This is a genomic window from Marinobacter sp. GH_1, assembly GCF_048595985.1.
In the GTDB taxonomy this organism is placed as follows: Bacteria; Pseudomonadota; Gammaproteobacteria; order Pseudomonadales; family Oleiphilaceae; genus Marinobacter; species Marinobacter shengliensis.
Window position 1 is genome coordinate 1,191,804 of record NZ_CP184460.1, and the last position, 11,982, is coordinate 1,203,785.

Annotated in this window: 12 protein-coding genes; 1 reads left to right on the plus strand and 11 read right to left on the minus strand. The window is 57.0% G+C overall.

All coding sequences use genetic code 11. From position 1 onward, the window contains the following. Positions 1-2: 2 nt before the first annotated feature. Positions 3-1,085, minus strand: a complete 1,083-nt coding sequence (gene potA, locus ACNSOI_RS05550; protein ID WP_416376628.1) for a polyamine ABC transporter ATP-binding protein — start codon at positions 1,083-1,085, stop codon at positions 3-5. Positions 1,086-1,123: 38 nt separating this feature from the next. Beyond that, positions 1,124-2,230 (minus strand): polyamine ABC transporter substrate-binding protein, encoded by a 1,107-nt coding sequence (locus tag ACNSOI_RS05555; RefSeq protein WP_058091669.1) that lies wholly within the window; start codon positions 2,228-2,230, stop codon positions 1,124-1,126. A gap of 266 nt (positions 2,231-2,496) precedes the next feature. On the opposite strand from ACNSOI_RS05555, the gene ACNSOI_RS05560 reads away from it, so the two are divergent. Next, positions 2,497-3,462: a hypothetical protein gene (locus tag ACNSOI_RS05560; protein ID WP_420195300.1), complete on the plus strand. Its 966-nt coding sequence runs from the start codon at positions 2,497-2,499 to the stop codon at positions 3,460-3,462. Here ACNSOI_RS05560 and ACNSOI_RS05565 read toward each other — a convergent pair. From ACNSOI_RS05565 to ACNSOI_RS05605, 9 genes are all read right to left on the minus strand, one after another. Beyond that, positions 3,442-4,629, minus strand: coding sequence for an ABC transporter permease (locus ACNSOI_RS05565; RefSeq protein WP_420195301.1), 1,188 nt, complete (start codon positions 4,627-4,629; stop codon positions 3,442-3,444). The two genes, ACNSOI_RS05560 and ACNSOI_RS05565, sit on opposite strands and share 21 nt — an antisense overlap. Then, positions 4,629-5,774, minus strand: a complete 1,146-nt coding sequence (locus tag ACNSOI_RS05570; protein WP_420195302.1) for an ABC transporter permease — start codon at positions 5,772-5,774, stop codon at positions 4,629-4,631. The genes ACNSOI_RS05565 and ACNSOI_RS05570 overlap by 1 nt, the downstream gene beginning before the upstream one ends. A 25-nt stretch (positions 5,775-5,799) precedes the next feature. Further along, positions 5,800-6,777 carry an HlyD family secretion protein gene (locus tag ACNSOI_RS05575; RefSeq protein WP_354447507.1) on the minus strand — a complete coding sequence of 326 codons (978 nt, stop codon included), beginning with the start codon at positions 6,775-6,777 and terminating at the stop codon, positions 5,800-5,802. Continuing rightward, positions 6,774-8,207, minus strand: a complete 1,434-nt coding sequence (locus tag ACNSOI_RS05580) for a TolC family protein (protein ID WP_420195303.1) — start codon at positions 8,205-8,207, stop codon at positions 6,774-6,776. Before ACNSOI_RS05580 ends, ACNSOI_RS05575 begins: the two co-directional genes overlap by 4 nt. Positions 8,208-8,437: 230 nt before the next feature. Continuing rightward, positions 8,438-8,875, minus strand: coding sequence for a DUF7282 domain-containing protein (locus tag ACNSOI_RS05585; protein ID WP_420195304.1), 438 nt, complete (start codon positions 8,873-8,875; stop codon positions 8,438-8,440). Positions 8,876-8,979: 104 nt separating this feature from the next. Further along, a complete protein-coding gene (locus ACNSOI_RS05590; protein ID WP_420195305.1) occupies positions 8,980-9,738 on the minus strand; it encodes an anti-sigma factor in 759 nt (252 codons plus the stop codon). Next, positions 9,735-10,343, minus strand: a complete 609-nt coding sequence (locus ACNSOI_RS05595) for a sigma-70 family RNA polymerase sigma factor (protein WP_286254358.1) — start codon at positions 10,341-10,343, stop codon at positions 9,735-9,737. Before ACNSOI_RS05595 ends, ACNSOI_RS05590 begins: the two co-directional genes overlap by 4 nt. 7 nt (positions 10,344-10,350) lie before the next feature. After that, positions 10,351-10,884, minus strand: a complete 534-nt coding sequence (locus ACNSOI_RS05600; RefSeq protein ID WP_286254359.1) for a hypothetical protein — start codon at positions 10,882-10,884, stop codon at positions 10,351-10,353. A gap of 82 nt (positions 10,885-10,966) precedes the next feature. Continuing rightward, positions 10,967-11,947 carry an XdhC family protein gene (locus ACNSOI_RS05605; RefSeq protein WP_106695215.1) on the minus strand — a complete coding sequence of 327 codons (981 nt, stop codon included), beginning with the start codon at positions 11,945-11,947 and terminating at the stop codon, positions 10,967-10,969. Positions 11,948-11,982: the final 35 nt, after the last annotated feature.

Here is an 11,982-nt window from a genome sequence, read left to right on the forward strand (position 1 = left end):
CGTCAGTTCCAGAGCAGGATGGGGCTGGAGGCTTCCCAGGACACATAGACCCGGTCGCCCCAGGTGGGCCGCTCACCACGGCGTTCCACGTTGGCCATGGTGGCCTGAACCCGCTTGCCACTGGCCAGCTTCACGTAATAAGACGTGATGTCACCCAGGTAGGCAATGTTGTCTACGGTACCGCAGCTCCAGTTGGTATCACCCTCGGGTTTCTCCGTGGTCAGGTAGATTTTCTCCGGGCGCAGCGCAATCAGGGTTTCGGTGGTTTCTGCGGGCGTGGTTACGCCCCGGTCAATAAACACCGGTGCATCCAGCAGATCACTGGTCAGTGAAATGCTGTCAGAGTTGTCTTCCAGGATGTTCGACTCAAAGATATTCACCGAGCCGATAAACTCCGCCGTCATCCGGCTGTTCGGGCTCTCGTAGATATCAATGGGTGAGCCCACCTGGGCAATCCGGCCATGAGACATAATGGCAATGCGGCTGGCCATGGTCATGGCTTCTTCCTGGTCGTGGGTGACCATCAGGCAGGTTACGCCCACCTTTTCCAGGATATCCACCAGCTCCAGCTGCATTTCCGTGCGCAGTTTTTTGTCGAGCGCGCCCATGGGCTCGTCCAGCAACAACAGTTTGGGGCGTTTGGCCAGGGATCTGGCCAGGGCCACGCGCTGTTGCTGTCCGCCAGACAACTGTTGTGGCCGCCGCTTGCCGTAGGCTTCCATTTTCACCAGTTTGAGCATGGCCGCCACGCGGTCGGCGATTTCGTTCTTCGGCAGCTTGTCCTGTTTCAGACCCATGGCGATGTTCTGCTCTACCGTCATGTGCGGGAACAGCGCATAGGACTGGAACATCATGTTGGTGGGCCGCAGGTACGGGGGCAGGGCAGTGATGTCCTGGCCGTCCAGCACGATGCGACCGGAATCCGGAGTTTCAAAGCCTGCCAGCATGCGCAGCAGGGTGGATTTGCCGGAACCGGAGCCACCCAGCAGGGCGAAGATCTCGCCCTTATGGATGTCCAGGCTGACATCGTCCACCGCCAGGGTGCTGTCAAAGCTCTTGGAAATGCCCTTGATGCTGAGAAGCACCTCCGCTTGCGCGGAGGTGCTGTTGGTTACGGCCACCGTCAGCGACCAGACTTCACGCTGGTCCAGGTACGGGTCATCAGGCGCTGGGCATCCTGGGGCCGACCTTCCATGATGTAGAGATTCTTCATCACCTCATCAGTGGGGTAGATGCTGGTGTCTTCCAGGATCTCCGGGTTCACAAACTCGTCCGCCGCCTTGTTCGGGTTGGCGTACCACACGTAGTTGGTGACGTCTGCGATGATCTCCGGGCGCATCAGGAAGTCCATCAGTTTGTGGGCGTTGTCCACGTTCGGCGCGCCGGCCGGAATGGTCATCATGTCAAACCACAGCACCGCACCTTCCTTCGGGATGGTGTAGCGGATGACGTTGCCGTTCTTTGCTTCGTCAGCGCGGGCAGCAGCCTGCAGGATGTCGCCGGAGTAGCCGGCAGCCACGCACAGGTCACCGTTGGCCAGATCGCCAATGTAGCGGGACGAATGGAAGTAGGTGATGTGGGGGCGCACAGCCCGGATCACATCGCCACCTTTTTTGATGTCGTCGGCGTTGTTGCTGTTCGGGTCCAGGCCGATGTAAGCCATGGCGGCACGGACCATCTCTTCACCGGAGTCCAGCATGGCAATGCCACAACCGCCCGCGGCCAGTTTTTTGGTCACTTCCGGATCAAACACCATGGCCCAGGAGTCTACAGGCGCCTCGTCACCCAGGATTTTCTGGATGCGGCCTTCGTTGTAGCCATAGCCGTTGGTGCCCCACAGGTAAGGCAGGGAGAACTGGCTGCCCGGGTCGACCTTTTCCAGGTTGTCCATCAGGTCCGGGTTCAGGTTGGCCATGTTTGGCAGTTTGCTGTGGTCCAGCGCCACGAAGGCCCTGGCAGTAATCTGCTTGGCTACGTAGTGGTTGGAGGGCACCACCAGGTCATATCCGGAACGGCCAGACAACAAGGCTGCTTCGAGCACTTCGTTGCTGTCGTATACGTCGTAGATAACCTTGATGCCGGTCTCTTCTGTGAACTTCGCCAGAGTGTCCTCGGCGATGTAGTCAGACCAGTTATAAACACGCACTTCTCCGGCGGCAAAAACCGAAGAGGCACCCAGAGACAACGCAACAGCGGCGGCAAGCGCCTGTGGCTTACACAACTTGAACATTGGATGGTGTCCCTCACTGAAAAGGGATGGATACAAAGCGTGCAGGACGCACGCAGTTCTTGGTGGGATTCGAGCGATTTTTAACACGAGAACCCGGCGCGCGCTACAAAAATTTCAATGTTGGGATTGGGGGTTGTACGTAGCTGATTTCACTCTGCGCAAACGCCTTGTCTGGTGGGCCTTTACCCGGTCTTTACATGGGTTGACGGACACAAAGCGCGGCCTGACGAATAATAGAGGCAAACAACAGGTCGCGGAGTAAAAACATGGAAAAATCCAGGAGGTTGTGGACAGTGGGGTTGCTGACTCTTGCAGCCATAACGTTGTCTGGCTGCAAGGTGAGCGCCACATCCGGGGATCGCTACTACGACCGGGATGAACAGCACTTTAGCCGTGGCTATTTCCTGGATGCCCGAGACACCGGGCGCTACTTCCCCGAGGGCAGATGGAGCCTGAATTACGAGACGGAAGTGTGCATTGGCGACACCCTGTATTTTGAAACGGCGGACCGAAGGGTGCGTGTCTATGGCTCGCCCGCCTACAGCGAAAATACCTTTCGCGCCGCCGCCACAGAGGTGAGTACCCGCATAGACGGCGTGCTCAACCGGTTCAGAATGAGCTGGCGTGATTTCGTAGATGAGCGCAGCTCAGCCGTGCCATACCCGGAGCAGGTGATCGCCTGTTTGAGTCCGAGAGTCAGCACCAATAATCTTGCATCTGGCACCCTCGCCGCTGTGGCCGTCGCTCCCTACCACCGAAGCTGGCCCTACGAGGCCGGGCAGATCTTCACCCATGAGCTGGCCCACTACGTTCAGGAAAACCTGAGCCGGTACAACGCCGCTGCATCTCTGCTGCCCTACTGGTTTGCGGAAGGCCAGGCCGCCCTGATGGCCGGTGACCCCGTAGCACCTGCCTACCGGCGTTACGACTATGACCCCCTGCGAGACGCCACCAGAAACGACGCCAGCAATGTCAGCTACCGTTTCGAACATTACGCACTGGCCTACCGCTATCTGGAACGGGCCAACGGCGCCCTGGAGATGACGCTGCTACTGGATCTGGTCCAGTTTATGGACTGGACGGGTGATTACCGCGGGGTGATCAGCACGGGTGAATCACGGGCCTTTGTGGAGACGTTTGATGCCATGGAGCTGGTGGATCATCGGGGACGGTATTTGAGCTTTGCTCGTTTTCGGGCGGACTACCATTCCCTAGTAGGAGCGGGCGGCTGATTCAGCATTCATCCGGTTGCTGCTGCGTCTTCTTTCTGACATTGCGAGCAGCAGGATGCCCAGCCCAAAAAACAACGAGAGGCCGGACAGGTACGCAATCTCGGAGGTCAGGCTTTGGATTGGGGCCCCCATCTGATTGAGGGACAGGAAGCCCTGAATGCCGGGTTTGGCGGGAATCATCATGGTGAGTGAGTCTAGCCACTCCGGGAGATTAGACGCCGGCCAGGCAAACCCTGCCGTGAAGACGATGGGCAACGACGACAGCAGAACAATAACGGTCGTCAGTTCGGGCCTGGGCAAGAGGTAACCGAGCAGGATTGCAAAGAGTGTTGTTGAAGTGAGAAACAACAGGCTGAAACCGATTAATGCGAACTGCGGTGCAGCGTGCGGGACGCCATAAAGCTGAAAGAAAAAGCCGAAATACAAAAGCGCCAGGATCAGGTAGGCGAACACAAACGTTACTAATCTGATCGGAAGTGCCTGTCGGAGCGGGGTAGTGACAAGCCCTGATAACCGGCGGGCCCGATCCTTGATGGTGACCGTGCCTGCTGCAATCAACAGGGTCTGGTGCAGGATCAGAACAAAGACGGCCGGAACAATGTAGTTGATGTATCCGCCCGTTGGGTTGAACACCCCATGTGGAGACATCCTGAACGGCATGATTTCACCGGGAATGTTGGCGGGGCTGCTGCCTTTTCGGAAGCTGCTGATAATCTGTGTTTCAACGGAAAGCGTGGTTGTTGCCTTCAGCAGACCTTCGACAATATTCCCATAAATCAGAAAATAGCTGGCGTCACCGGCGAACGCGATATTCACCGGGCGCCCGAGATAGACGTCTCGCTCGAAGTTGGCGGGGATGACCAGCAGCCCGTGAACGACATCGTTCTCTAACAGGACGGTTGCCTCACTCATGCTTTGTGGGACGGCCGCCACGCGCAACTGGGGCGTTGCGTCGGCCATGCGTATCAATTGCCGGGCGAGCGCTGAACGGTCCTGATCCAGAACCGCCAGGGCCTGTTGCCCCGGAACGTTCTTCTGGTAGGGCAGCGGGTAAAGCAGTGCGTAGAACAAGATGCCACCGATCATAACCAGCATCACCGATCTGTCGTGGATGATATTCGACAGTTCGGCTTTCCAGGCCCCCCACAGACTGGTGTTACGGATCATTAGCTCACCTGCTCTGCAAGTTTGGGGTCAAGCCTTGCCGGAAGTAGCTTCAGCGCTATTGGCAAGACAAGTAGGAAAAGCAGCAACGCAATCAGTGAGCTGACAATGAGAGGCAGGGAGGCGCCGTGGTCGGCAATGTCCACCTGCAATTTGATGTAGTGAGTGGATGGCATCAAGCCTCCCCAGGCCCATGCGATCACATTCATATCACCTCGGGGGAAGGTAATGCCCATAAATGCAAACGCAGGGGCGAGATACGCAGCGCTAACACTCATTGCTTTTACCCGGTCCCGAACGAGAGCGACAATGAGCACTGCCATGGCCTGAACGCTGAAGATGGTCAGGGCCAAACCAAGAAGAAGCCAGACGATGTTGCCGGATGGCTGCCACCCCAGAAAGAGGCGGAACAATACGAGCATCAGCAACCCCTGGAGCCAGAGGAGCAGGCTGACAGGCGCAAGCGCGGCAGTGATCGCTTTGCTCCGCTCAATCAATGGTGCCGGGATGGTTTGTTTTTCAAGTCGCCAGCTTAACGTCAGAACCGTTGAGATAACGATGATAATTTGCCAGAGAGCCGGCGATATTGACGTCACCAGAAAGCGCGCGTAGCTCATGTTGGGGTTATAGAGCGATGTGACTTGCGGGCGCACTGGCACTGCCGAGGTGATGGCTTCAGGGGCAGTCTGGCCATGGCTGATCTTAAGGCCAACACCCGTGCGCGCGGCCAGATCCATGGAGGCGCTTATTAACGATGAATTGATGAATTTGCCGGACAACAGATATTGATTGTTGTAAAAGGCGGTCACCGTCGGGCTGATCGAAAGCCGAAGGTCTCGGCCAAAGTTTTCCGGAATGATAACAAGGGCAAGGATTTCAGATCGCTGAAGGGCATCTGCGCCAGCGGACGCTGAGGCGTATGACCTTAACAGGCTCAGCCCCGGGCTCGCGTCCAACTGACGTTCAACCGTGTAGGATTCATGGCTATGGTCCAGATTGACGACACCTACGGGAAGAGATTGCGGTGTTCCAATCCGGAAGATACTGATCAACAACACGAACAGAACCGGCGGCAGCCAAACGACCACCGCAAGCAGCCAGGGCTGCTCCCGCAGAGCTTTCCAGCCAGTCAGATGCTCACGACCCATCGGGCTCTCCGGTCCGTTGCCGAGCTTACGGTGCCATCTCAAGAAGAACGCTCATGCCCGCCCTTAATCCAGTGATTGGCTCTACAGGTTGCATTTCTACCTCGAACGTTCTCATGTCGAATCCGCGCCCCGGCGTTGTTGCGCGCCATGTTGCGTAGTCCCCGAGCACAGAAATATGGCTGACACGGAATCGTGCGGATTGATCAAGGGCAGGGATTTTCAGGTCAAATTCACTGCCTTCTGTGACTCGGCTGAGCAAATCTTCCCTGACGTTGAACAATGCCCACGAATCATCAAGATCGGTGACAATGATGACCGGGAAACCCTGGGGGGCAAGCTCTCCCTCGTTCAACAGCACATTACTGACAATGCCACCTCTGTGGGCCCGCGCCACAGTATCATCCAGCAGTTCAGCAACTTCGTCTCTCAAACTTGAGGTGGCTGCTTCACCGGCTTGCGCCGCGGTGCGGGCTTCCTGCCGTGGGCCTGCTTCGGCCAGCTTCAATATCTCAGATGCCGTAACCCGTGTTTTCTCGGCCACCTTCCACAGTGTGAACGTATCGTCGGCTCTTTGCCTGGCAACCAGACCCTCATCTGCAAGCGCACGAATACGTTCAAAGGTGGTTTTTGCCAGTGCCTCGGCGGCCAGTGCTTTTTCATACTCGCTGCGAGCTGCGGCGATACGTTCTTCACGCGTTCCACCCTCAACGGCTTGAGCGAGAGATTGGCTTATGGTTTCAAGCGCTTCTATCTGAGTCAGTTTGGCCTCAAGCTCCGGGCTGTCGATGCGGAAAACCTCAGTGCCTGCCTCTACGCGATCCCCACGGCGGACGCTAATGTCTGCAACCCGCCCCGGAATTTTGGACGCCACCATATGTTGCCTGGCCTCAATCTGCCCCTGTAACTGGATGGGGGCAGGTGCGTAGGCTTTCCAGAAGACGATGACAATACCCAACAGGATGACAACAACGATAAGAGGAATGGCAATTCGTTTCGCAGTCACTGAATTTCATCTCCTTCAAGCACGTAGGAAAACAGGCTTTCATAGTCGCCGCTCAGGGTCAGTAACTGAGTAAATGCCAGCACGAAACGGAGAGCCGCTGCATCACGACGGGTCTGTGTGGTCGCCAGGAAGGTTTGGGCATCGATGACATCAAGCGAGCGCCCGAGCCCTTCAGCAAATGCGCGTTCCTGCAATCTTAGCGTCTGCTCTGCCAGGGCCACGGTCGATGCCAGGTCCCGGTGCTCAGCAAGGGCCTGCCGGGCTTCACGGTAGTTCCGGTCGAGTAGCAACTCCAGCCTTCGTTGAGTGGCCTTTTGCAGTGAATCGACCTCACGAACGGTGTTGTCGGCTGCGCCTACCTTGCCGTTGCGGCCACTACGATCCACCAGCGCGATTCGGACGCCCACGCCAACCAGCCAATCCGGCGTGAGATCGCTCGCCAAAGAATCGTTCTCATACACGTTGTAGCTGCCGAACAGAAAAACGTCCGGGCGATACAGGCCCCGGCTCGCTTGGGCAATGTTCTTCGCCTGCTCATGCTTGGTGGACAGAATCCGCAGGCTCGGGTGTTCGCTTAACCCTGCCTCGAACGTATCCCGCGGAGGTAATTGCGGGAGGGTGAACAGAGGCGTTGTTGGATCCAGCCGGCGCGATTCAACCCGGTGCCCGTTATCCTGGAAATCCATATGTATCAACGACGCAAACGCGTTGTGCGCCGTGTCTCGTTGTTCCTCAACCGCTCGGGTGGTAATCCTGGCTCTGTCATAAGCGGCTTCCGCAGCCAGGCGCTCCACGCCGGAAATCTGTGCCTGATCCTCCAGGGCTGTTGCCACATGCAGATGCCTGGCAAGAGCGCTTTCTACCTGTTGCTGAGTGTTCAACGCGCGCTCCGCCATTACCAAACCGAAGTAGGTCGCAACCAGCTCCGTAAACCGGGCCCGCCGGACTTCCTCCAGGACATGTGATGCTTCGGTCTGCTCGAGTTGAAGCAGATTTTTCTTGGCCGTGATTTTTCCGCCGGTATAAATCGGCCACAGAGTGTTTATTGAGCTTCGAGTTATGTTGCGGCTTGTGACGGGTGTCTGGAAAGCTCCGGGGCCGCCAATCAAGTCGATCAGCAATTGCCCTGGTATGGTTTCCGATGCGCTGTTGAGGGGGTTCAGAGACAGCGCATCCAGTTCTATCTGGGAGTCGAGCCGCGTGTAAGACCCCACCAGGTCAACTTGGGGCAGATACAAGCTGTTCGCCGTTGATGCCAAGGCTTCCGCCCGAAGACTGGCTGACTGATTTGCGGACAGCAGATCGTCGTTTTGGAGAAGTGCTTGCCAGGATTCAGATAAGTTCAGAGAGGACGGTCTGTTCTCACCATACGCGCTGACACTCAAGCAGACAGCTAATATGAACGGCAAACATTTTACCTTTTCCCGCACGTTGACCTCGTGTTCTGGAGCGAAAGCGATTTATATCGATGTACGCCAAGTCTAGTCTAATTGTCTCCACACGTGCTCAGGGCTTTGTGGTTTTGAGAATTTTCTTAAATTTCTTAATCCGGGTTGATGGTCCCTGGTAACGCAATGACCTCACCATACACTCAGAAAACACCCTGACAGGAGATGCTGCCAGGGTGTTGTGGAGAGAACATCACAAAAGCTTGAATAGACTACTGAGCGGTAATCACGGTCATTACCAGCTTGCCATCCCGGCGAATCGGGCCGTCTTCCTTGGCACCCAGGGTGTATTCAAAAATACCGGTCTTGCTGCCGCCTTCCTCGTTGTGAATCATCAGCATCAGCTTGTCGCCGCTGGCGACTTCTTCGGTCAGGATGGCCGCGACATCCATATTTTTGCCTTTCTTCAGGGGAGCGTAGGCTACCACAGGGCCGGGCTTCATGGCTTCGTCCGTGCGGTGCACAACCAGCCAGCCGTTCTCTTCAGTCACCACTTTCTTGGCGGTTACCGTGCCTTCGGATACAGATTGGTCATCGCCCCAGACACCCACTTTGTTGCTGTGATCCATCGCCAGCGCTGAGCCGGAGGCGAATGCGCCGGAAACCAGGGTGGCCGCCAGGAATGCAGTGGTTTTGATGTGCTTTTTCATTGTGTGCTCCTTAGGTTCGGTTGTACCCATCCATCACCTTGTTTTTGATGGGAGTACAAGCAGCTACGGAGCGGCGCCTGAAAAGTTTCAGGCGCCATCACAATTTAGTTGCGACCTTTGCCTTGGTCGGCAGAGGTGGGATAAAGGAAGCCGTGAATAGCCGGCCCAGTCGGTTGCCCTGTGGGTGAACCACCCTTCGGCTCAAGGCTGATGCCAAAGGTGGCGCCACGCAGAGTTTCCGGGTCGTAATCACGCAGTGCAGCCTGGTCCAGGGTGAAGTTTTCGCCGATCACGCCCACCGATCGTGGGTTGGGGCCATACTCCTCTGCCACCATCCACAGCTGGTAAGATTTGTCTGGTTGAGGTTCGGCGGTTACCGGCTGGATATTCAGCTGGCGGCTGGTCAGGTCCACCGTCAACAGGAACGCAGGCTGTTCATCGTTGTGCTGGAATACCGCCACGAAGGATTGCGCTTGTGGGTCCGGCTCCGGCTGGGTGGCCAGCACGGCAACCAGTAACAGCGCCGCTGCCGAAGCAATGGCCGTGCTCCAGCGCCAGCGGGTCAGCTGTTTGCGAAGGCTGACGACGTTGTCTGGTGCTGCGCTCCGCGCTTCTGGCGCAGCGTAGTGCTGGTCAGTTTTCTGGTCGATCGTTCGCTGAATTCTGGCAAACAGCTCCGGGCCGGGCGCTACAGGTTCAACCCCATCAAGCATGCCAGCCAGCCGGGCCTCCCATTGCTGAATCAACGCTTCCAGCTCAGGTTCGCGGGCACGGCGAGCCTGCAAGGCATCCCGCTCTTCTTTTGGCAGAGTTCCCAGAACGAACTCTGCAACCAGCATATCCAGGTCGTCGCGTTCGTTCATGGTTCAAGACACCTTTTGATCTGTTTCAAAGCTCGGTGCAACCAGGTTTTCACAGTGTTGATCGGCTGGTCAAAATGCTTCGCCAACTGATCCCGGGACCAACCGTTCAGATACGCCAGACGAACCATGTCCTGGCGATCTTTTTCGAGTTGGTCAATGCAATGGTTCAAGTGCTTTACCGTTTGTTGATCTGAGATTTGTTCATGGGCAGTCGGCGAATGGTCCGCAATACTGTCCAGTTCGTCGCTTGCGGTCTCCCGCCTTGCCGGATGCCGCCGCAGTTCGTCGATAGCGCCATGCCGGGCAATGGCTGCAAGCCAGGTGATCGGTGAGGAACGTTCCGCATCGAACTGGTTCGCCTTATGCCAGACTTTGACATAGGTGTCGTGAATCACATCATCTGCCCAAGCCCGGTCCTTGAGGATACGCAGCACGGTGGCCAGAAGTTTCGGGGCGGTGGCTTCGTATAACTCGGCAAACGCTTTTCGGTCCTGCTGGGCAACCCGGTGCAGGAGCCGGGTGATACCGGAGCTGCCGTCCTGATCAGTGCTAAGGTAGTCACTGGCGCCGGGAGACGCGTCTGGCTGATGTGAGTCAGAGTACATGCGCGCCTCAGTCAGTCTGTTGCGGGGAGCGGGCGTCGGTCCCGATGAACAGGTACACAGAATGTCGGCGGTGGTCTTCTACCCGGTGCAAGGCGACAGCCGGTGCCTTGGGCTCGCCACTTGTGAACTGAATTCGCTCGCCCGCGGGCTTGCCATCACGCTCTCGAACGCCCTTTTCGGCTTGCCAATTTGGCCCAAGGCACTCAGACAGTTCGCTTGCGGCACGGGCGTGCATGGTTTCCGCAACCTCCTTATCCGGAGCAGACACTGTGCAAGTATAGGCGGAGTCTCCGTTGCCCCAGGCCCAGATCTCGCAATGGCCCTTGATCAGTTGCTCTTTTGCCCGGTAGATGGTCACAGAATTGAAGTTGCTGCTGCTTCCCCGGTAATCAGCGAAGCCGGTGGGATAATCCGCCACTATGTTCTGAAGGGTAGCGCAGGGATCTTCCGTACCACTGGTAACAGGTTGGAAACTGCTGCATCCGGCAAGTGCCGCGCTCGCCATAGTAATAACGAGAGCCGTGGTTGTGTTTCTGACCATCAATCGGTTCCTTCGCTGAATAGGGGGCTAAAGAGCATTTGAGCTTAACTGTAGAAGCGATGCAAAGGCCAGACAAGCAAGATCAAAGTTGTTGGCGCGAGATGCCCTGCCGCACCCGAATAATATCTGCCATGACCGCCAGGGCAATTTCTGCGGGCGTTTTGCTGCCGATATTCAAACCTACGGGCATATGAATCCTGCGGATCTGTTGCTCGGTCAGTCCGCCAATGCGCACCAGACGTTCCCGCCGCTTTTCTGAGGTTTTCATGGACCCCATCACGCCGATGTAAAAAGCGTCGGTTTTCACGGCTTCCATCATGGCGGTATCGTCAATGCGCGGGTCATGGGTGAGCGCGACCACTGCGGTAGCGCGATGGCAGCCCTCACGGGCAATAAACACCGAGGGCAGCTCCTGTTGGAGTGTCACGTCCGCCAGGTTGAAGTGCCGAACTTCCTCGGGCCTTGGGTCGCACACAATGACTTCAAAGCCCAAGCTGTGTGCAAAGCTTGCGCAGGCGGTGGCAACCGGTGACAACCCTGCAATAACCAATCGCGAAACCGGGCCAACACGCAATCTCAGGCGGGCCCGGTCTGTCTCTTCGGTAACCCGTGCGCCCAACTCGCTCTCTGGTTCCAGGTGAATGTCTCCGGTTTCCAGTGATACCACCCGGGCAATCGGCCCGTCTCCCGATAGTGCTGACTGCAGCGCCAGAAAATGCTCTCGGGAAGCCGAAGATGCTGGCCAGTGCTCAATCAGAACATCCAGTACTCCGCCACAGGGGAGGGTTACGCGGGGATTGTTTGGGCCGTCCGGAGCGCCGTAGCGAATGCGATTAATGCGCCCTTTGAAGGTGTTGTCCTGCAGGCGGGCCAGAAAATCTTCTTCCACGCACCCACCGGAAAGCGAGCCGTAGTGGGCACCATCCTGCCGGGCGATCAGCCAGGAACCCGGCGCTCGGGGTGAGGAGCCAAAGGTGCTCACCACCGTACAGAACCAGAAGTCATGCCCCTCATCACACCAATGCAAGGCTTGTTCAACAACTTTACTATCCAGTGGCTGCATGCAGAGATCGCTGTGTAGATGGATTCAAAGGCGGC